The organism is Streptosporangium sp. NPDC005286, assembly GCF_040607515.1.
Lineage (GTDB): Bacteria > Actinomycetota > Actinomycetes > Streptosporangiales > Streptosporangiaceae > Streptosporangium.
On the sequence record NZ_JBEXGU010000101.1, the window covers coordinates 1 to 20,232 of the forward strand.

Here is a 20,232-nt window from a genome sequence, read left to right on the forward strand (position 1 = left end):
GTTGTTGTGGGGGGCCCCGGTGTGGGCTATGTCCCGCGGGTGCGGGTCGCGGCCCGGGGGGTGGGCCCGTACCGGCCCCCCCCCGGTCCCTGCCGTGGGCAGGACGCCGGTGGGGCGGCGGCCCGGACGTGACGGTACGTGACCACGCTCACGTACCGCGGAGGCTCTCCGCGACGAACTGTTCGACGTCCCAAGGGGTGACCGTCAGTCCGTCCAGGTTCGACTGCCTCGCGGCCATGTCGAGCATCGCCTTGTTGGCGGCGAACCCATACGGGAACGGGTCCGCTCCGAAGACCGACGCCTGCCAGTCCATGTCGTCATTCCCGTCGAGGAAAACACCGGCGGCCCTGCGGTCTCGCCGGTATGCCTCCTGCTTGGCGGCTTCGAACGCCTCGAAAAGCGCCTCGGGCACCCATGGCTCCTTCTCGACGAGGCGCCGCTGTACGAGCACGACGTGGTTGACGGGCAGGAAGCCGGTCCTGCGCTTGAAGTCCGCCATGAACTGACGGCCCCCGTCGGGGAAGAGCCGCGCCACCCTGCCCGTCGACGTGTCGATCGCGGTCCCGCCCGCTGGGAACGCGGCGTCCAGTTCCCCGGTTTGGAGCATGCGGTTCACATCGCCGCCGCCGGTCCAGTGCAGCGTGACGCCGCTGGGCGGATTCAGTTCGAAGCCCATCTGCCGGCCGTGGCTTTCCTCGCCCTGCCGCCCGATGTACCACTCGATGTCCTGGGGGCCGATACCCCAGAGCACCTCAAGCTGCGCCCGGAACCAGAGGCCCGCCGTCATGGTGTAGTCGGGGATTCCGAACCTCTTGCCCCTCAGGTCGGCGCCGCCCTCGATACCCGCGCCGGTGTTCACCCACGTGTTCAGTCCGAGGGTGGCCTTGCTGGCATAGACCGGGATCATCACCCAGTCCCACAGGTCCTTCGGACGTTCGCGGGTGACGATGAAGTTCGAGATGGAGAACTCGAACACGTCGTGCGCGCTGTCGCGGAGATGCATCGTGTGCAGGTCGCCCGCGTTGCCACGCTCCCAGGCGATCTCGATGCCCCTGGGCTGGACGGTGCCGTCGACGAGCGGCGTCACGCGAGGGTTGAGCGAGAACGTGCCGCGCAGCTGTATTGCCATTCCCGGCCTCCGATTTCGGAACTCTTGAGCGGCGAGAGTATACAGTCGCCATGACTGGCTGCCAGGGCCGATCCACGGTCACCCGGCCGGCTCGGTGCGGGCCGCGTCCTCGTGCAGGTGGACGAGGGTGGGGAGGGGCTTGTGCCCGGAGGCGATCGGCTTGTTGCCTGCCATGTCATATGTACGGGCTCGCCGGCCCCGGCCTCGGCGTTCGTCTCGCAGGCCCGCCCGATCTTCTACCCGTGACGTGGGGGTCATCTCGACGTAACTATTGACACACGTTGCGGCGTCAGTAATCTGTATACACCTAGGCCTCACGGGTCGTTACGGTTCGAGCGATGACACGGTCGCACCGGCAGCCGGCACCGCGTAGCACGAGGACAGCGGCCGTTTGTAGATGACCAGAACCCGTATCGCAGATAGACGTCCCCGGACTGCTCAAGCAGACGAGGCAGGTTGAGGAGGACTGAGAGTTGGGCGACTTTTCGCCTCCGGGCACCGGCGTAGGCAACGCCGAGGCGCCCGTGGTGGAGTTCAAGGATGTGACGGTACGTTACCCCGGCAAGGGTGTGATCCGTCCCGCTGTAGTAAATGTCAACCTCACCGTGCCCAAGGGACGCTTCGTGTGCGTGGTCGGGCCCAGTGGGTGTGGCAAGTCCACGCTGTTGCACGTGTGTTCGGGCCTGCTGAAGGTCTCGAACGGACAGTTCTGGTACCTCGGCAAGGAGTGGCGCAAGCTCCACCCGGGCATCGGCTACGTCACGCAGCGGGAGACGTTGCTGCCCTGGAAGACGGTCCTGGGCAACATCGCGCTGCCGCTCAAGATCAAGGGTGTGCCGCGGGCGGAGCGTCGCGAGCGAGCGGCCGAGATGGCCGCGAGCGTCGGTCTGGGGGACTGGCTCAACCACTACCCGCGGGAACTCTCCGGGGGCATGCGGCAGCGCGTCCAACTCGGGCGCACCCTGGTCACCGAGCCGACGCTGCTGCTCATGGACGAGCCGTTCGGCGCCCTGGACGCGGTGCTCCGGGTGCGGATGCAGGAGTTCCTGAAGTCCCGGATCGAGGGAACCGATCTCACCACGATCTTCGTGACCCACGACCTGAACGAGGCGCTGACCCTCGGTGACGAGGTGGTCGCCATGGCGGGAGCGCCGGGCACCGTCGACCAGATCGACACGCTCGAGGACCTCCCGCGCGGGGTCTCGCCCGTCGAGCTCCGGCAGACGCCCGCGTACGCGGTGCACGAAGCCAGGTTGTGGAAGACGATCGCCGGCAACCTGTCGGAGGACGGTGTCGCGCTGAGCAACCCCGCTCTGGAACACGATGACGACCAGGCCGTGACCGCCGCGACTCGCAGCGGGAGGGGAATCTCATGACGACGGAGACAGTGGCGCCCGAGTCGGCATCCAAGAGGGCGTCCGGTACCGCCAAGTCGGTGCAGGACCGGGAACAACGCCGGGAGCGGCTGCTCGACCTGGCCAAGCTCTGGGGGATCCGGATCGCCATCGTGGTGGTCTTCTGCTCGGCGTGGCAGTTCGCCAGCGGCCGGCTTCTTCCGGTGTTCATCATCTCAAGCCCGACGACGGTCGTCGAACGCTTCGGTGAGTTCATGGAGGGCGGCAAGCTTCTCTCGCACCTGTCCTATACCATGCAGGCCTGCGGTCTCGGCTTCGCGATCGGCGCGCTGATCGGCAGCACGCTGGGCCTGCTCTTCGGCATCTACGAGTCCACCTCGCGGGTCATCGCGCCGTTCGCCGCCATGCTCTACTCGATGCCGAAGATCATGCTGTCACCGCTCATCGTGGTCTGGGTCGGCGTCGACCTCACCATGAAGGTGTTCGTCGCGGCGTTCTCCTGCATGTGGGTGATCTTCTACAACGTGTGGAACGCCACCCGGCGTATCGACCACAACCTGCTCGACCAGATGCGCCTGATGGGTGCCAACCAGCGCCAGATCATCACCGGCCTCTACCTGCCGTCGGCGACGACCTGGCTGCTCACCAGCCTGCGCGTCGCGTTCCCGGTCGCGCTGATCGGCGCGGTGGTCGGCGAGTTCGTGGCGTCCTCGCAGGGCCTGGGCCATCTGGCTCTTGATTCCGGTCAGCGCTATGACTCCGCGGGAGTGCTCGTCGCGGTTCTGACGATCACGGTCACGGCGATGACCATCGACTCGGTCTTGGGGGCAATTCAGCGCAAGGTGGCGCTGTGGCAAGGTGAAGGAGCACGTGGATGACCAGATCAGATAGCAAGGCCCGGATGCGGGGAACGCGCCGGCTGACGAGTATCGCCTTGAGCGCGTTGCTGGCGGCCGGGACACTGACCGCCTGCGGTGGCGGTGGCGGCGAGACGATCGCGGCGGATGCGAAGACCGGCAATCGGAAGATCCGGATCGCGGCGCCGTTCGTCTCGACCATGAACTCGGCCATCCTGTACGCGCAGGGCACCGGCATCCTCAAGAAGCACAACATCGAGGCGGAGTTCATCGAGGTCCACGGCGGCGGGAGCCTGCAGGCGACGCTCGGCGGCAGCACCGACATGGCGATCACCTCGTCGGTGAACCCGATGGCCGCCCTACAGCAGGGCCAGGAGTTCCCGATCATCGCGCAGGTCGGGAACGGATTCCCCGAGTCGGTCATCATCACCGCCTCCGCCTGGAAGGAGAGCGGTCTGAAGGACGACTCGTCGCTGAAGGACAAGATGAAGTTCCTCGCCGGCAAGCCATGGGGCGTCTCCAGCCCTCAGGGGTCGAGCAGCTACATGGCCAAGTACATGTTCCAGCTGGCCGGCCTGTCCGCGGACGACTTCAAGATGAACTCGATGGGCTCCGCCTCGGGGACCCTGGCCGGGCTCAAGAGCGAGAAGGTCGTCGCCGGCAGCATGGGTTCGCCCTACCCGCAGGTGGCGGAGTCGGAGGGCTACGCGAAGCTCTTCGTCAACGTCAGCGGTGGTGAGGTGCCTGAGCTGACCAACACCCTGACGTCGGTCGTCGCGGTCACCCCGGACTTCTACAAGAACAACAAGGAACTCGTGGCGGACTTCAGGAAGGCTCTGGGGGAGGCGCAGAAGGAGGTCTACGAGAACTCCGCGGTGGTCGACGAGTGGATCTACAAGGAGAAGTTCGAGGGCAGCCCCAAGGACGCCGTGCTGTCGGGTGTCAAGGACCAGCGCGACGGCGGTGCCATCGCCAAGCAGCCTGAGGTCAGTGAGGAGTCCGCCGAGAGGCTGGTCGCCTTCATGAAGGCGACGGGTCAGCCCGTGCCGGACGACTGGCGCAAGATCTTCGTGGACCTGTCCGCCAACTGAGTCATCCGCCGCGGTCGGACGTCGACGGCAACCCGAAACGGTCGTGGGTGTGGGGTCGGCTCCACACCCACGACCCGGGGCCGGCCGTGTCGACCCAACTGTCCGAGACGTCCGCCAAGGACGTCGAACTGAGAACGCGACCCAGGCCGATACATGGCTGACGCGAAGGCAAGGAGTGCACGTGTCGGAATTCATTGATGGGCGGATGCTCATCGGCGGCGAACTCGTGGAGAGCCGGACCTCGAACTGGCTGGAGTCGGTGAACCCGGCCAACGAGGAGGTCATCGGCCGGGTGCCCGCCGCTGGACCGGAGGATGTGAACGCGGCGGTGGAGGCCGCGGCGGGGGCCTTCGACGGGTGGGCCGGACTGTCGATGACCGAACGCGCCGGCGCGCTGCGCGGCTACGCGCAGCGCCTGAAGGAAGAGGGCAAGCGGATCCTCGACATCGAGGTCCGCGACACCGGCAACACCATCGCCAAGCTCCGCCACGACGTCGCGAGCGCGGTGCGCGGCATCGAGTACTTCGCCGGCCTCGGGACCGAGCTCAAGGGTGAGACGATCCCCGCCAGCGCCGACGCGCTGCACTACTCCGTCCGCCAGCCCTACGGGGTGGTGGGGCGGATCGTGCCGTTCAACCACCCGATCCTGTTCGCCGCGAAGTTCGGGGCCCCGCTCATGGCGGGCAACTGTGTGGTGATCAAGCCGTCGGAGCAGTCGCCCCTGTCGGCCACCGTCCTCGCCGAGATCGTGCGGGAGACGCTGCCGCCCGGCGTGGTCAACATCGTGACCGGCGACGGAGCCGGCGCCGGTGTCCCGCTGGTGCGCCACCCGCTGGTGAAGCGGATCTCCTTCATCGGCTCCGTGCCGACCGGGCTGGCGATCCAGCGTGCGGCCGCCGAGGTGGCCGTCAAGCACGTCAGCCTGGAACTGGGCGGCAAGAACCCGATGATCGTGTTCCCCGACGCCGACCCCGACCAGGTCGCCGCGAACGCGGTCGCCGGCATGAACTTCGCCTGGATGGGCCAGTCCTGCGGCTCGATGAGCCGGATCCTGCTCCCGGACTCGCTCTACGACGCGGTCCTGGAGCGCGTGGTCGCGAAGGCCGAGGCGATCGTCCAGGGCGACCCCGCCAGCGAGGAGTCCGGTGCGGGCCCGATGAACTCGCGGGCACAGTACGAGAAGGCACTCGGCTACATCCAGGCGGGGATCGAGGACGGGGCGCGCCTGGTCGCCGGCGGCACCCGCCCGGAAGGCCCCGAGTTCGAGCGCGGTTACTGGATCCGCCCGACGGTCTTCGCCGACGTCACCCGGGATATGCGCATCTTCCGGGAAGAGATCTTCGGCCCGGTGATGTCCCTGATCCGCTACCGGGACGTCGACGAGGCGATGGAGCTGGCCAACGACGTCGAGTACGGCCTGACCGCGTCCATCTGGACCAACGACCTGAAGCAGGCCATGCGGGCCGCGCGCGACGTCCGCGCCGGTTACGTCTGGGTGAACGGCGTGTCGCGGCACTTCCTCGGCACCGGGTTCGGCGGTTTCAAGAACTCCGGCACCGGACGTGAGGAGTGCTTCGACGAGATGCTCAGCTACACCGAGACGAAGACGGTGCACGTCCATGTGTGAGCGGACGGCGGCTGCCGAGCAGATGCGAGTGGAGTCTCCGTGAAGCCTGAACGGTTGAACGTGCCGATCACCGAACGGCCCCCCATGGAATGGGGCAGCGACGCCATCGCGGAACTGCTCAGCCGTCTCGACCTGCCCTACATCGCCATGGTCCCCGGCTCCAGCTACCGGGGACTGCACGACAGCCTGGTGAACTACCTCGGCAACACCGGGCCGCAGATGATCGTGTGCCTGCACGAGGAGCACTCCGTCGCCATCGCGCAGGGGTACGCCAAGGTGACCGGCCGGCCGATGCTCGTCGGGCTCCACAGCAACGTGGGCCTGATGCACGCCGCGATGGCGATCTACAACGCCTACTGCGACCGCGCCCCCATGGTCCTGATCGGGGCGACCGGCCCGCTGGACGCCGCGAAGCGCCGGCCGTGGATCGACTGGGTCCACACGTCCGCCGACCAGGCGGCGATCGTCCGCCACTACGTGAAGTGGGACGACCAGCCCGGCTCTGTGCAGGCGGCGCTGGAGTCGGTGATGCGCGGGTACCGCCTCACCCGGACCGAGCCGTCCGCCCCGGTCTACATCTGCCTCGACTCCGAGATTCAGGAGTGCGAGGTCGACGCCTCTGTCGGGGTCCCGGAGCCCGAGCGGTACCCGGCCCCCACGGATCCCGCACCGGACGCGGGCACGGTCGGCGAGATCCTCGCGATGCTCGCCTCGGCCGAGCGGCCGCTGATCCTCCTGGGACGAGCCGGCCGCACCGAGGAGGAGTGGAACCGGCGGGTGGCCCTGGTCGAGGCGCTGGGTGCCTGCTGCCTGACCGACATGCGCATGCCGGCCGCCTTCCCCACCGAGCATCCGCGCCACCCCGCCAAACCCGGAGCGGGCCGGCTGAGCAGGACCGGTGCCGAGCTGGTGCGCCAGAGCGACCTGATCATCAGCCTGAACTGGACGGAGCTCTCGGGCACCCTCACCGCGGCGTTCGGGGACGGCCCGCGGCCCAAGGTGGTCCACTGCAAGAACCTGGGAGCCCTGCTCAACGGGTGGACCAAGGACCACTTCGCGATGGTCTCCTCGGATCTGGAGGTCACGGCGGGCGCGGACCAGATGGTCTCGGCCCTGCTGGCCCGGCTGGACGGGAACCCGCCGGTCGAGCGGCCCGGCTGGCCTCCCGCGCTCCCGGTGACGCGGCCGGCCGGCCGCCCGGAGGTCGAGGGCGACCCCATCCTGATGCCCGACCTCGCCGCGGCGATCCGCGAGGCCGCCGGTGACAGGAAGATCAGCTACACCACGCTCCCGCTGGGATGGTCCGGAGAGGACGCGCTGTTCTCCGAACCGCTGGACTATCTCGGCCGCGACGGCGGTGGCGGTGTCGGCTCCGGGCCCGGTATCGCCGTCGGGGCCGCGCTGGCCCTGGACGGGACGGGCCGCGTGCCGGTCGCCGTGCTGGGAGACGGCGACTACCTGATGGGCGGCTCGGCGCTCTGGACCGCCGCCCACTACCGGCTGCCGCTGCTGGTGATCGTCGCTAACAACCGGTCGTACTTCAACGACGAGGGACACCAGCAGCAGGTCGCGGAGCGGCGCTCGCGCCCGGCCGAGAACCGGACCGTGGGACAGCACCTGCGCGACCCCGACCCGGACCTGGCGACGATCGCCCGCGGCCACGGGCTGACGGCGTACGGTCCGATCCTGGACCCGAGTGAGCTGCAACCGATGCTCGCCAAGGCGTTCGACGAGGTCGGCGCGGGTGGCACGGTCGTCGTGGACGTCCGGGTCAATCCGTACGGCTACGGGCGGGCTTGATGGTGTCCCGGCGGTGCGGCGGGCGGCGGCCCCCGGCCGGCCGCCTCGCCGTGCCGCCGGCGGGCGGCCCGGCCGAAGCGGCGCCCGAGCCGGACGGAGGGGCGGGTGCTCAGGGCAGCCCAGGTCAGGCTGTCACGGCCGCGACCTACCTAATATCAGGGAGTTCTCGTGAAGCTGTACATCGAGTTGGAGAAGTGCTGCGGGTTCGGCGAGTGCATCGCCCTCGCGCCCGATCTGTTCCGCATGGGCGGCGACAACCGTGCCCAGCTGATCGGTGACGGGGCGGTGAACCAGGCCGACGAGGAGCGTGCGCGCACCGCGGCCTTCGCCTGCCCGGCGGAGGCCATCGGAGTCGACGGATGACCGACCGCAGCGACGTTCTGATCATCGGCGGTTCCATCGCCGGTGTGCGGACCGCGGAAGGGCTGCGCCGGCTCTCGTTCGAGGGCAGCATCACCATCCTCGAAGAGGGCTCGGACCTCCCGTACGACCGTCCCGCGCTGTCGAAGCAGATCCTCACGGGGGGCGGGAGCGACGAGTCGGTCATGTTGCGCTCGCAGGCGGATCTGGACAAGGCCCGGATCGAGCTGCGGCGGGGCTGCCGCGGCGTCGGTCTCGATGTCGACGCGCGTACGGTGCGCCTGGCCGACGGCGCCGTGATCGGGTACTCCGACCTGGTCGTCGCCACGGGCTCCGCGCCCCGGAGGCTGCCCGCGGCGCCGGCGCGTCCCGGTGTCCACTACCTGCGCACGTTACGGGATGCCCTGAACCTTCGCGACGCCATCGACGCGCCCGCCCGGGTCGTGATCGTGGGAGCCGGTTTCATCGGTTCGGAGGTGGCCGCGGCGGCGGCGGTGAGGTCGGCGAGCGTCACCGTCGTCGAGCCGTACGCGTTTCCGCTCAGCCGGGTTCTCGGCGACCTCGTCGGCAAGCGGCTCGCGCGGCTGCACGAGAGCATGGGAGTCCAGCTCGTCCTGGGCCGCTCGGTGAGCGACGTCGGTGACGACGGCCCGGGCGGCCGGCGCGTCGTTCTCGACGACGGCACGACGTTGGACTGTGACGTGGTGGTCGTCGGCATCGGTGCGATTCCCAACACGGCCTGGCTGGCCGAATCGGGACTCGACGTGGCCGACGGCGTCGTCTGCGACGAGTTCTGCCGCGCGAGCGCGCCGCATGTCTTCGCGGCCGGTGACGTCGCACGCTGGCCGAACGCGCTGTACGACGAGCCGATGCGCATCGAGCACTGGACGAACGCCGTCGAACAGGCGGGGGTCGTGGCGTGGAACATCGTGCACCCGGACAGTCCACGCGCTTATTCGCCGGTCCCGTACGTGTGGTCGGATCAGTACGGCAGCCGGCTGCAGATCGTCGGTCGGCCGAGGGCTGAGGACGAGGTGCGGATCGTCCTCGACGACGCGGCCGGTGACGGCCTGGTCGCGTTGTACGTCCGCGATGGGGGCCTCGCCGGCGCCTTCGCTCTGAACGCGCCTTCGCAGCTGCTCGCACTGCGCCGCTCACTGGCCGCGCGGACTCCGCTGGACGAGATCATGGCGACCTTCGAAGATTGAGCATTGTATGTACACTGAAGAGTGGATACACTTACTTCTTGTACAGGATGAGCATGTAGGCCGCCGTGTGAGGCCGGAAGCCCGCTCGTCTCGTGCGAGAACGCTGATGAGTCCGTCGCGTCCATGACCGGACACGCTACTGCCCCGTCCGCTCCGGTGTCGCCGCAGGCCCCCTCGCCGGTCGGCGGTTCGGGCCCCTGGCGCCGGAGGAGCGGGGCGCGGTAGCGGCCGAGGCGCCGCCGCAACCACGAGGTTCGGAACCGGAAGGTATCCCGACGTGAGGTACGCGGCATTCCCGAGGACAGGATCTGGATGTGGGAGAGAAAGGTTGGGGCTGTGGCTCATTTCGCTGAACTGATTCAGCCGGACCGCGTGCACTCCGCGGTCTTCACGAGCGAAGACATATACAAAGCTGAACTCGAGAACATCTTCTATCGCTACTGGGTGTTCGTGGCGCACGAGTCGGAGATTCCGCAGCCGGGCGACTACTGCACGAAGTGGATCGGCGAGAAGCAGCTCATCGTCTCGCGTGGCGCCGACGGTGAGATCGGCGTCTTCTTCAACCGCTGCCGGCACCGCGGTGCCGCCGTGTGCATGGAGGAGTACGGCAACGCCTCCTTCTTCCGCTGCCCCTACCACGGCTGGACGTACAATTCCTCGGGCGACCTGGTCGGCGTTCCGTACCCGTCCCGATACGGCGACGACTTCGACAAGAGCACGCTCGGCCTCGGCCGGGTCCCCCGCGTCGGGTCCGCCTCGGGGTTCGTCTTCGCCTCAATGGCCGAGGAAGGCCCCACGCTGGCCGAACACCTGGGCAAGGCCGCCGGCTACCTGGAGGACTTCGTCAAGGCGTCGCCTCAGGGCACCGTGAGCCTGTCGGCGGGAACGTCCAAGTCGATGTTCTGGGGCAACTGGAAGTTCGTGGGCATGGACGGCTATCACACCAACTTCACCCACAAGACGGTCCTCGACCTGCGCCAGCGCAAGCAGGGCGCCTCGTACAAACGAGGCGCCGGCAACTCCGACAAGTCGTCGAACGAGAGCTGGGACCTGGGCAACGGTCACTGCCGGCTGGACCTGACCGGGAAGGACAAGGTCGTCGTCGGGGCCGCGTCGAACACGTCGATCGCCGCCGGTATCCCCGACACCGCCGACGGCCGTGAGTACATGAGCCTGATGACCGAGGCGTACGGAGACGACGCGCCCGAGGTGATCCGCCGCTCCCGCGACGTGCACATCCACGTCTGGCCGAACCTGCAGCTGATCGGGTCCCAGGTACGCGTCGTCCGCCCGCTCGCCGCGGGACGCACCGAGGTGATGAGCTATCCGGCGATGCTGGACGGTGTTCCGGATTCCGTCAACACGGAGAGGATCCGCTCCTTCGAGTGGTTCAGCGGCGTTGCCAGCTTCGGCACCCCCGATGACACCGAGATCTTCGAGCGCAACCAGATCGGGCTTCAGGCCGACCACATCCCGTGGCTGGTCCTCGCGCGCGGGCTGACGGTCGAACCTCAGGAGGACGGCTCGCTGGTCGGCAACGTCACCGACGAGGTGCCGCAGCGCGCCCAGATGGGTGCGTGGCTGCGCGCCATGAGCGACGGTCCCGCGGCGGCCGCCGACATCGTCGCGCACACCGAAGGAGCGGCGCAGTGACCGACATGGCCCTGCTCGGCGATGTGACCGAGTTCCTGTTCCTCGAGGCCGAGCTGGCGGATGCGAACGCGTATGACGAGTGGCTCGCGTTGTGGGACGACCAGTGCACCTACTGGGTGCCGTGCAATCTCGACGACTACGACCCGGCGAAGCACGTCTCGATCATCTACGACGATCGCGCCCGTCTCGAGGAACGCTGCTTCCGGCTGACGACCGGAGGGGCTCACTCGCAGGAGCCCCGCTCGAAGGTGTCCCGGGTGGTCGGGAACATCCGCGTCGTGAACCCGGACGGCGAGGACGGGACCGTCGAGGTCACGGCCCGGACGATCATGGTCGAGCTGCGGCTGGGCCGCAAGTCGGTCTACGCCGCTCGCTGCCACTACACGCTGTGGCGCTCGCCGTCGGGTTTCAAGCTGCGCCGGAAGAAAGTGATGTTGCTTGACGCCGACGAACGGCTGGGCAACATGACGTTCCTGATCTGATCGACGTTGAACGAGACACCGGACGTGGGGTATGCCATGACTGACCTCAACGGTTCGAAGCGGAGAGACAGCCGCGCCGAGCCGCTCGCTGGTTTCGTCGACGGAGTGGTGGTCGGCAACGAGTTCGCCTCCATCGAGATATCGGTCGACACGTCAGGGCGCGTGCGCAGAGCAGTCCTGAAAGACATCACGTCCGGCCAGGCCCGCTACATCGATCCGCTCGTGCTCCAGGCGTTGGTCTACATGTCCGACGATGTGATGCAGTCCCTGGCGGATCCGAACCTGATCGTGTCGGACTAGCTTTCGCGTTGGCGGTCAAGGGGGGGCGTGAGCAGCCGGCCGTCCCGGCTCGGCGGGGGTACGGCTGTCGCCGCTGGAGGTGATCACGGCACAATGAAGTCACGGCAGGCACTCCCAGAGAAAAGTGACTGTGATGGATTTCCGTGACGATGTGGATCTCGACGCCTCCCAGGTGGAAGACCGGGGCGGTGGCGGTCTGTCCGGCGGTGGAATCGCGGTCGGCGGGGGCCTGATCGGCATCATCGCGCTGGCCGCGGCCGTATTCTTCGGGGTCAACCCGGCCGAGCTGCTGAACGGCGGCGGCTCACGACCCGCTGACCCGAGCCCGGCCTCGAACCTGGGAGCCCAGTGCAAGAAGGGGAGCGACGCCGACCAGTCGGACAAGTGCCGGGTGGTGGGTGTGGTCAACAGCGTCCAGCGGTACTGGCAGGACGCCTTCACCGAGCGCGGCAAGGAGCCCTACCGCACCGCGAGAACCATCCTGTTCAGCGGGGCCGTGACCACAGGGTGTGGCCGCGCGGGCTCGGCCGTCGGCCCTTTCTACTGTCCGGCCGACCGCCGGATCTACATCGATCTCGGCTTCTTCGAGGAGCTGCAGAGCCGCTTCGGCGCCAAGGGCGGCCCGTTCGCCCAGGCGTACGTGATCGCTCACGAGTACGGACATCATGTGCAGAACCTGATCGGGACCACCAGGCGGGTCGGCAACGACAGGAAAGGGGCCGACAGCGCCTCGGTCCGGCTGGAGTTGCAGGCCGATTGCTATGCCGGGGTGTGGGCGAAGAACGCCATCGACACCGGGTTCTACGAACGGCCGTTCACCGACGCCGACATCCAGGAAGCCCTGGACGCGGCCGCGGCGGTCGGCGACGACCGGATCCAGGAGCGCGCCCAGGGCAGGGTGGATCCGGAAGGATGGACGCACGGCAGCTCGCGACAGCGAGTCAAGTGGTTCACCACCGGATACCGAACCGGTGCCCCCGCGCGCTGCGACACCTTCTCCGGCAGCCTCTGATATCTGGTCGCCCGTGGCCTGAGCGGTGCACGTCCAGGGGTGATCCATCGGCTCTGTGTCACGCGCGCTTTCCGGCTGACCGGGTCGCTACTGGGCAGTGACAACGGGGCGGTCAGCGGCCTCTTCTGGGTTGGCCATACCAAATGCTCACCGAACGTCAGCATCTCGTATCAGAATGACATGACGCCGGGTGGTGGCCGACCTCTGCGAGGGTGGTATGGACAACGTAATGCGGCTGGTCGATGCTGCGACACTCGATCCGCGGATCACCCCCGAGCAGTTGAGCACCCGCTACGGCCAGGACGACCACGCCTGCAGTCTGCTGGCCGTCGCGGAGGCGATCCTCAATCGTGTTCCCGCCGGTGTCACCCAGTGGCTGTCGGCCCCCGGCGTGCGCGCGATGTGGGAGGAGGTGCTCACCGTCCAGGAGGGCAACCACCAGCTTTCGTGGTGGAGCAAGATGATCACTTTCGGGATCGAGCACCCCGACACCCTGCGCGCGGACCGGCGACTGGCCAGGATCCGCCAGCGTCGCCGAGAGGCACAGTTCATCGTGACCACATCGGTGGACCGGCCGGTGGACGGCCGTGTGCGGGACACCGCACTGCAGCGGCTCAAAGACGCCCATCCCCAGGAGACCGATTCGATGCTCGACGAGCTGCGCCGCCTGAGTGGCATCGCCGGCGACGAATGCCTCAGCCCCGGGGCCGAACGGCTTCTGCGTCTGAGCGATGAGCGGTTTCGCGACCTGGCCGCCCAGGATGTCCAAGGACGCGCGGACGCCGACGAGCTGAGGCATCCCGCTGTGCTGGCCCGCTGGTATGACGCCCTGGTCGAACTGGGCTCTCAAACCTTCGAGCAGATCGGCCTCGAAACCGAAGAGCGCAACATCCGGGCATGGTTCGCCGTTCCCGACCGGTACCTGATCGATACCCGGCACGACGCGTCCGTCGAGGACTGGGCCCCCAAGCTCACCTTCCTCACCCACCTGCGCACTCGCCTGATGGAACGCGGCAGGCTCCGCCGCGCACACGACCTACGGCTGTTCCAGCAGGTTCACAGCCCCTTGGCGCAGAGGCTGAGGGCGGCCTACCCCGATGAGTACGTCCGCTACCGGCAAGAAGAGCCCTCACCCGCCGCCGCGCCGCAGGCGGGCGAACCTCGTCCACCCCACCCCGCCGCGTTCTCCGGATACGCGGAGGTGTTGCACGGGCATGCGTGGGATGTGAAATGGATCTATGACGGGCACCGGGTGTGGTTGGACGCCTGGCACGGCGACGACTGGCGTAAGGGCGGCCGCATCGTCGTCACCGCCGCACGGAGTAGAAACGCCGGTAAGTCGTCATGGAGATGGAGCAGGCCCAACTTCGTGTTCCACAACCGCCGCTCCCGCCGTTACACCCTCCTGTCGAGTGCGGAGGCCCTGGTAACGCTCGCTGCGGAAAACCCCGCCGTCACCCCGACCCGATACCTCAAGGCCGTGGTGCCGCAGGTACGTGAGCATCTTGAGGCGCTCATCCCCCCGGACGGCTTCCGATGGCGGCACCCGTACCCGTCCCCATGCGGCTCGGCCCTGGACAGGCCGAAGGAGTTTCACGAACGCGGGCTTCCGAAAGGGGATCTATCCGGGGTCGCGCAACGCCGAGGCTAAGCCCGTGGCCGTTGGGTGTTCCCACAGCAGGCGGGCCGCCACCGGTCTGCGCAGGCCGTCACGGAGGCGGTCCAGCAGTGTCACCGCGAGCCGCGAGTCGCCGCCCGCCTCGAAGAAGGTGTCGTGCGGGCCGACCCGATGGTTGTCCAGCACCCGCCGGAAGGCTTCCAGCACCTCCAGTTCCAACCGGTCACGTGGCTCGTCCGTGCGTCTCCCGGCGCGGGCGGCCGAGGAGGCCAGCCGGCGACGGTCGATCTTGCCCGCGCTCGTCAGCGGTAGCTCGTCCAGCACGTGCACGGTCCCCGGCACCATGTAGCCGGGCAGCCGCCCGGCCGCCCATGCCCTGGCGTCCTTCGCCGTCACCGGCCCGGAAGCGGAGGCGGGTATGGGGACGGACACGTAGGCCACCAGCTGGTCGTCCTCCAGTGTCACCGCCGCGTCGTCCACACCGGGACAGGCGCGTAGCGTCTGCTCGATCTCGCCGAGCTCGATCCGGTAGCCACGGTGCTTGACCTGGTGGTCCACCCGGCCGATGAAGTCGAGGCGGCCGTCGGGGCGCTGCCGCACCAGGTCGCCGGTCCGGTAGAGCCGCCCGCCAGGCACCGGAGGCCGGCCCGGTGCGGGGGGAAGCGGCCCGGCGAGGGGCACGAAGCGTTCGGCGGTCAGCGCGGGTCGCCGGTGGTAGCCGCGGGCCAGGCCCGCGCCGCCGACGTGCAGCTCGCCGGGCACGCCCCGTGGCACCACACGGCCCGCGGCGTCCAGCACCAGCGCGTACGTCCCCGCGATGGGCAGTCCGATCGGCGGTACGCCCTCGCCGGGCGAGCAGTCGGCCAGGGTCGCGATGACGGTCGCCTCGGTCGGCCCGTAGGCGTTGACCATGCGCCGGCCGGTGCCCCAGCGCTCGACCAGTTCGGGAGGGCACGCCTCGCCACCGGTCACCAGCACCCGAAGGTCCGGCAGCGGGTCGTCGCCGGGCAGCGTCGCGATCACCGAGGGGGGCAGCAGCACGGCGTTCACCTCGCGCCCGGACAGGCACCTGCTCAGCGCCCGGCCGACGAGGATGTTCCCGGCCTCCGGTACGCACAGGGTGCCGCCGGAGGTCAGCGTGGTGAACACCTCCCAGACCCAGGCGTCGAAGGTCGGCGGTGCGAACTGCAGCAGTCGCGTGCCGGGGCCGATGCCCAGCTCGGGGGCGAGGGCCGTGACCAGGTTGCACGCGCCGGAGTGCTCAAGCAGCACCCCCTTGGGCAGGCCGGTCGAGCCCGAGGTGTAGATCATGTACGCGAGGTCGCGCGGCCCGGCGGGGCTGACCGGGGCGGTCACGCCCTGGTCGCTCAGGTCGAGGTCGAGGCGGCGCCCCCCGCTCCGCGGCAGTTCGCGAAGGATCTCCCCGGTGCTCACCAGGACGGCCGCCGCCGCGTCGGACAGCAGGTACTCCAGCCTGGCGGCAGGCTGGGCCGGGTCGAGCGCCAGGAACGCGCCGCCCGCGTACAGCACCCCGGCCACGACCGTGACCAGGCGGGCCGAGCGGGGCAGGCAGATCGCGGTCACCGTGCCTGGGCCCACCCCCTCGGCGGCCAGCCGGTCGGCCAGCTCCCGGGCGCGCTCGTCCAGCTCGCGGTAGGTGAGCCGCCCGTCGTCGCCGTCCACCGCCGTCGCGTCGGGGGTGCGCCCGGCCTGCGCGGCGATCAGTACGGCCAGGGTGGAGTCCGGGTCCACGGTCACCGGTGGGCCGGTAAGAGGACCGGAGCACTCGTCCAGCGGCAGGTCGAGCACCGGCCGGGCGGGGAAGCGGGACATCTCACCGAGCAGCCGGATCAGGCGGGCGGCCATCAGCTGGATCGTGGCGTGGTCGAAGACGTCGACGGCGTAGGTGAGGGTCGCCCGCAGCCGCTCATCGCCGCCTTCGGGAAGGGCCGCCCCGCCGTTCCCGGCGAGGGGAGCACGCGGCCGGTCACCGCTGTCCCCGCCCTCGCGGCCCCTGCCCGACGCCTCCGTGGCGAGACGCAGGTCCAGGTCGCGGGCCGTCCACGGGGTGACGGCGTCCAGGGCGTCGAGCGGTTCCAGGCGCAGTCCCGCCGCCTCGTGCGTGACGGGATGGGGCACGACGCCGTACGTCACGTCGAACAGCGCGCCCCGGCTGGGGGTGCGGGGCGGGGCGACGGCGGCGACCACGTCCTGCAGTGGCAGCCGATGCCGCCGGGCGTCGCCGACGGCCCGCTCCAGGCGGGCGGAGAGGGCGGCGAGGTCGGGGTCGCCGGACAGGTCCACGCGCACCGGGAGGAAGTCATCCAGCGGCCCCACTGTCCCGGAGAATTCGTTCGGCTCCCCGCCGAGCGGCCCCGAGACGCGGCCGGGGGAGTGCAGGCCGATCGTGAAGCGCTCCTGGCCCGAGCAGCGGGACAGCAGCGCGGTGAACGCGGTGAGCACCGCGAGCGGAGGGTCACCCAGCCCGGCCGGTACGGCCACCTCGAAGTGGTGTGCCCCGCCCGCGCCGGAACGGCGCCCGGGGCGGGGACGGTCGGTGGCCACCTCCAGCGGCGGCACCTCCCGCAGTGCCGCACGCCAGAACCTTCCACTGCCGGCGTCCGCGTCCCTCTCGGCAGGGGCGGAGGGCGGCTCGGGCAAGCGCGGGGAGTCATCCTCGGCCCTTGCCCGGTACAACTCGGCTAGGTCGGCGGCCAGTACGGCGGCCGAGCCCTCGTCGGTGACGCACGGGTGCGCGCGCAGCACCAGCACGTGCTCCGCCGGGCCGAGCGCCAGCAGCGAGACGCGGGCCAGCGGCCCCGTCACCAGGTCGAACGGCCGGGACTCCAGCTCGGCCAGCGTCGCGCCGAGCTTCTCGGGCTCGACCGGCACCGCCCGCGGGGCGGGCAGGACCCCGGCCGAGACCACCGGGCGTGGCCCGTCGCCCCGGGTGGGCAGGGACCAGCGCAGCACCTCGTGCCGCGCGGCCAGGTCGCCGAGCGCCGCGCCCAGTGCCGCCTCGTCGAGGGGGCCGGTCAGCCGCAGCCGCAGGGAGATCCCGCCGGGCGCGACATCGCCGAGCAGATGTTCCAGCCAGGCCCGCTCCTGGACGGGCGAGAAGAGCCTCACCGCTCGCTCCCGGGCAGGTTCAGCCGGAGCCAGTCCAGCTCCTGTTCGATCATGCTCTGGAAGTTCGCGGGCGAGACCATCGAGTACGGCATGTGTGCCTCGCCCCAGTAGCTGACCAGCCGCACCTTCTTGGCCTGCCTGGCCAGCGCCGTGTACATCTCCTCGGAGCCGGTGTGGGTCAGGTAGTCACGCTCGCCGTGCAGCATGAGCACCGGAGTCTTGATCTTGCCCGCGTGCAGCAGCGGGCTGTTGCGCACGTACCGCTGCGGGTCCTCCCACGGGGGCTTGCCCAGCCCGAACTCGAAGGCCGGGTCCTCGATGTAGGCCGGCGCGAACCATTCCTGCGCGCGCGGCGTGTAGCGGAAGCGGGAGTCGAACACGCCGTAGCTGCTGATCACGTCGGAGAAGCCGGAGATCGCGATCGCCGCCTCGAACCGGTCGGTCTGGGTGACGAGGCTGTGCACGTTGTAGGAGCCGAAGGAGTGCCCCATCACCGCCAGCCGCTTGGAATCGGCCACCCCCGAGTCGATCGCGGCGTCCACCGCGTTCATGATCGGCTTGGTGGGCCAGGTCATCGGCTCGGCCGCCGCCCTGCCCTCGGGGCGGGGGATCGACGGGACGAGCACGGCGTAGCCGCCTGCGGCCAGGAACTGCAGGGTCAGGTAGCTCGGGTTGTTGACCTGGAACTCCGGCACGTCCTTCAGGGTCGAGACGATCCGGGTGCCGTACACGTTGACCACGAGCGGGTGACGCTGCCCGTCACGGTGGCCCGGTGGCAGCAGCAGCGCGCCGGTCAGCTTCTCCCCGTCCGCGCCCTTGTAGGTGACGAGCCTGCGCTGCGGGGGGAGCACCTGGGCGAGATGGCCGTTCAGCGAGATCCGCTGGGTGTGGCGGCCGGCGTGCGTGGTCCACAGCGCGGTGCCCTGGTCGCCGCCCGCGCCGAAGACCGCGGTGCGGTTGGCGGGGGAGTACCCGGCGACGCCCGCTTCGGGGTGCGGCGCCGGGAGCGGGGTCAGCACCGGTGCGGCGCCGGGCGCCAGCTCGTACAGGCCGCCCTTGGTGTCACGCGCCAGCACCAGGGGGAAGTCGCGGTCGAGCCGGGGGTTGGCCGGTTCGGCACCGCCCCGGTCGGTGGGGCGTACGCCGTTGCGCCTGACACCGTCGTCCAGCGGCCAGGCCAGCTCCGCCAGCGGGGCGGCGCCGGTGGCCTTCAGGTCGCGGGCCTGCCCGGTACGCGGGTCGATCAGCCAGGCGCGCCCGTCGGCCACGCCCAGCACGCCGCCGGCCACCGGCACCAGCTCCAGCGGGGGGACCTTGAACCGCGAGGTCAGGTCGCGCGGCTTGGCGGCGGGATCGGCCGGGTCGAACGCCCACCAGTCCTGGCGGGCCGCCGGATCGGCGGCATCGGCGACCTGCGTACCGCGCACCAGCGGGGTGCCCGCGCCCCAGAGCAGGCCGGTGGCCACCAGCCGGTCGGCGGCCAGCGGTGCGGCCTTCCCGCCGGCGGCGGGCACCAGGTAGGCGGTGAACGGGTCGGGCGTCTTCGGCGTGGCCTTGCCGACGACCAGCAGGTTGGCGCCGTCGGCGGCCCAGCGGGGCTGCACGGTGACCGAGGGACTCGGCACCTCGGTCACCACGCGTGGCTGCCCGCCGGCGGCGGAGGCGATCGCCAGCCGGGTACGCCGTTCCAGGACGCGCTTGAGCTGTCCGGCGCGTGCGGGGGTGGGGCCGAGGTCGTCCACCCGGGCGATGCGCCGCCCGGTCGGGTCGGCGACCAGGTTGCCCGCCGTGTAGGTGCGGGCCGGCCCCGCTGAGGTGATCTTGCCGGTGACGGCGTCGATGACGGCGATCTCCTCGTCCAGCGTGCCCGCCCTGCCGGCGGTGGAGCTGTCGAGCACGGAGGCGGTGTCCTCCTTGCCGCGCTCGACCTTGGCCCACTCCTTCGGGGCGGCACGCTGAGCCTCCAGCCACTGCCCGTACTCCAGCGACCAGCGGCCGGGGTTCACCATCGGTGCGATCACCCGCCGGGAGTCCAGCCACTGGATCAGGTAGCCGGAGGCGTTCGTCATCGTCTGCACCCCGCGCGGGGTCAGTTTGTGGATCTCGCCGCTCTCGCGGTCCCACACGTGCAGGAACACGTCGTCGCCGCCCCGGGTGGAGGCGAAGGCCAGCATGCGCCCGTCGGGCGACCAGACCGGGTTGTAGTGACCGGTGCCGTCCTTCGCCCCGTGCGTCACGTCACGGGCCGGTCCCGCGCCGTCCGCTATCCAGATGTCGGCGCGCTCGTTTCCATCGACAAATGATGCGCCATATCTGCTCGACTCGTTCGGACCACGTTTCACGACCGCCGCCACTGATTTACCGTCGGGGGACGGGACGACCTGACCGAGTTTCTTCGTGGTCAGGAAGTCCCGCATCGTGAACGGCCCGGGGGCCCGCACCGCGACAGGCTGCTCCACCGGTGGGGAAGCGCCTCCCACCAGGGCGGCGGCCGTGAGCAATGACAGGACGAGCTTGACACGTAGCACCATGGGAGGACGATAACCACGTCATCGGAAACGCGGAAAAACGCCCGAGCGGCCCTCCGGTGGGCGGCTTATAATCCCGCCTT

15 protein-coding genes are annotated in these 20,232 nt (G+C 69.7%); 12 read left to right on the forward strand and 3 right to left on the reverse strand.

The features are described 5' to 3' along the window. Window positions 1–148: 148 nt before the first annotated feature. Window positions 149–1,129 (reverse strand): hypothetical protein, encoded by a 981-nt coding sequence (locus ABZU75_RS29780; RefSeq protein ID WP_355561162.1) that lies wholly within the window; start codon window positions 1,127–1,129, stop codon window positions 149–151. Between the two features lie 473 nt (window positions 1,130–1,602). Here ABZU75_RS29780 and ABZU75_RS29785 point away from each other — a divergent pair, with 473 nt between their 5' ends. The 12 genes from ABZU75_RS29785 (at window position 1,603) to ABZU75_RS29840 (ending at window position 14,525) form a co-directional block, all read left to right on the forward strand. Further along, a complete protein-coding gene (locus ABZU75_RS29785) occupies window positions 1,603–2,505 on the forward strand; it encodes an ABC transporter ATP-binding protein (protein ID WP_355561165.1) in 903 nt (300 codons plus the stop codon). Next, on the forward strand, window positions 2,502–3,362 hold the full coding sequence (locus tag ABZU75_RS29790; RefSeq protein ID WP_355561168.1) for an ABC transporter permease: 861 nt from the start codon (window positions 2,502–2,504) through the stop codon (window positions 3,360–3,362). The genes ABZU75_RS29785 and ABZU75_RS29790 overlap by 4 nt, the downstream gene beginning before the upstream one ends. Then, window positions 3,359–4,432, forward strand: a complete 1,074-nt coding sequence (locus tag ABZU75_RS29795) for an ABC transporter substrate-binding protein (RefSeq protein ID WP_355561171.1) — start codon at window positions 3,359–3,361, stop codon at window positions 4,430–4,432. The genes ABZU75_RS29790 and ABZU75_RS29795 overlap by 4 nt, the downstream gene beginning before the upstream one ends. A 181-nt stretch (window positions 4,433–4,613) precedes the next feature. Next, the gene (locus tag ABZU75_RS29800; RefSeq protein ID WP_355561173.1) at window positions 4,614–6,059 is read left to right on the forward strand and encodes an aldehyde dehydrogenase family protein; all 1,446 of its coding nucleotides are present in this window, start codon (window positions 4,614–4,616) and stop codon (window positions 6,057–6,059) included. Window positions 6,060–6,098: 39 nt separating this feature from the next. Then, on the forward strand, window positions 6,099–7,859 hold the full coding sequence (locus ABZU75_RS29805) for a thiamine pyrophosphate-binding protein (RefSeq protein ID WP_355561176.1): 1,761 nt from the start codon (window positions 6,099–6,101) through the stop codon (window positions 7,857–7,859). Window positions 7,860–8,027: 168 nt separating this feature from the next. Continuing rightward, window positions 8,028–8,222: a ferredoxin gene (locus tag ABZU75_RS29810; RefSeq protein WP_355561179.1), complete on the forward strand. Its 195-nt coding sequence runs from the start codon at window positions 8,028–8,030 to the stop codon at window positions 8,220–8,222. Beyond that, window positions 8,219–9,427, forward strand: coding sequence for an FAD-dependent oxidoreductase (locus tag ABZU75_RS29815; RefSeq protein ID WP_355561182.1), 1,209 nt, complete (start codon window positions 8,219–8,221; stop codon window positions 9,425–9,427). The genes ABZU75_RS29810 and ABZU75_RS29815 overlap by 4 nt, the downstream gene beginning before the upstream one ends. 444 nt (window positions 9,428–9,871) lie before the next feature. Then, on the forward strand, window positions 9,872–11,080 hold the full coding sequence (locus tag ABZU75_RS29820; protein WP_355561185.1) for a Rieske 2Fe-2S domain-containing protein: 1,209 nt from the start codon (window positions 9,872–9,874) through the stop codon (window positions 11,078–11,080). Window positions 11,081–11,085: 5 nt separating this feature from the next. After that, the gene (locus ABZU75_RS29825) at window positions 11,086–11,562 is read left to right on the forward strand and encodes an aromatic-ring-hydroxylating dioxygenase subunit beta (RefSeq protein ID WP_355561246.1); all 477 of its coding nucleotides are present in this window, start codon (window positions 11,086–11,088) and stop codon (window positions 11,560–11,562) included. Window positions 11,563–11,598: 36 nt separating this feature from the next. Further along, window positions 11,599–11,862, forward strand: a complete 264-nt coding sequence (locus ABZU75_RS29830; protein WP_355561188.1) for a hypothetical protein — start codon at window positions 11,599–11,601, stop codon at window positions 11,860–11,862. A gap of 133 nt (window positions 11,863–11,995) precedes the next feature. After that, the gene (locus ABZU75_RS29835) at window positions 11,996–12,874 is read left to right on the forward strand and encodes a neutral zinc metallopeptidase (RefSeq protein WP_355561190.1); all 879 of its coding nucleotides are present in this window, start codon (window positions 11,996–11,998) and stop codon (window positions 12,872–12,874) included. 217 nt (window positions 12,875–13,091) lie between these two features. Then, the gene (locus ABZU75_RS29840) at window positions 13,092–14,525 is read left to right on the forward strand and encodes a hypothetical protein (protein WP_355561193.1); all 1,434 of its coding nucleotides are present in this window, start codon (window positions 13,092–13,094) and stop codon (window positions 14,523–14,525) included. On the opposite strand, the gene ABZU75_RS29845 is transcribed toward ABZU75_RS29840, so the two are convergent. Together ABZU75_RS29845 and ABZU75_RS29850 are read right to left on the reverse strand one after the other, a co-directional pair. Further along, window positions 14,496–17,621, reverse strand: coding sequence for an amino acid adenylation domain-containing protein (locus ABZU75_RS29845; RefSeq protein ID WP_355561196.1), 3,126 nt, complete (start codon window positions 17,619–17,621; stop codon window positions 14,496–14,498). The two genes, ABZU75_RS29840 and ABZU75_RS29845, sit on opposite strands and share 30 nt — an antisense overlap. Continuing rightward, window positions 17,618–20,152: a prolyl oligopeptidase family serine peptidase gene (locus ABZU75_RS29850; protein ID WP_355561199.1), complete on the reverse strand. Its 2,535-nt coding sequence runs from the start codon at window positions 20,150–20,152 to the stop codon at window positions 17,618–17,620. The genes ABZU75_RS29845 and ABZU75_RS29850 overlap by 4 nt, the downstream gene beginning before the upstream one ends. Window positions 20,153–20,232: the final 80 nt, after the last annotated feature.